Source organism: Pseudomonas sp. Ps21-P2 (assembly GCF_039672565.1).
Classification (GTDB): domain Bacteria; phylum Pseudomonadota; class Gammaproteobacteria; order Pseudomonadales; family Pseudomonadaceae; genus Aquipseudomonas.
Window position 1 is genome coordinate 1 of the sequence record NZ_JBDFPL010000044.1, and the last position, 854, is coordinate 854.

An 854-nucleotide genomic window follows, 5' to 3' on the forward strand; every position below is an offset into this window, starting at 1 on the left:
ATCGACTCAGCGAACTTGACCTGTTCCTGCGTGAGATTTTCACCAGCGTTATCGGCCAAAAGTTTAGATAAAATCAGAGAGCTGTTGAGGGGGGTGCGCAGCTCATGTGACATGTTCGCAAGAAATTCGGACTTGTATCTGCTCGCACGCTGCAGCTCTTGCGCCCTGGCTTCGAGCTCTGATTGAGCCAGCTGAAGCTCTTCGTTTTTCCTATCAAGACTGTCGCGCTGCCGGGCCAGCTCCAGCCCTTGGTTGCTCAACTGCTCGTTGGTCTGCTCGAGCTCAACCTGCTGAACCTCTAGACTGGCTTGAGATTCTCTCAGTACGTGAGACTGCTGCTCCAGTTCTTCATTGGAGGTGCGCAGCTCTTCCTGTTGCACCTGAAGCTCTTCGTTCAGCTGCTGCGTCTCTTCGAGGATTTCCTGAATGCGTTGCCGGTACCGTGCAGACTCTACCGCTACCCCAACATCATGCATCACCAGCTTCAGCAGCTCAGCGTCTTTGGGTTCCAAAGCTCTTAGGAAACCCAGCTCAATGACGCCGTTGACCCCATCATCGTTGGCTACCGGCGCGATTAGTACGCTCGTAGGTCGGGCATCGCCCAGGCCGGATTTTACTTTTAGGTAATCTGGAGGAAGATCATTCAGCGAAACGATGTGATTTTGCTCAGCAACTTTTCCGATCAAGCCTTCCCCCAGTTGAAATGCCTGGCCCATTGAAGCTTGCTCGCGTGAAAACCCAAAGTTCGCCACGCGTACAAAATCGCCGAACGGCTGCCGGACATAAACGGCAGCGACCACAGCGCCCAAGTATTCGGCGAAAAACTCCAGGACATTTTTTCCAACCGAATCCGC

At 53.4% G+C, this 854-nt stretch carries 1 protein-coding gene; it reads right to left on the minus strand.

The genetic code is table 11. The features are described 5' to 3' along the window. Window positions 1–854, minus strand: an 854-nt coding sequence (locus tag ABEH28_RS27300; protein WP_346631570.1) for a GAF domain-containing protein, incomplete at both ends; no start/stop codon positions are given.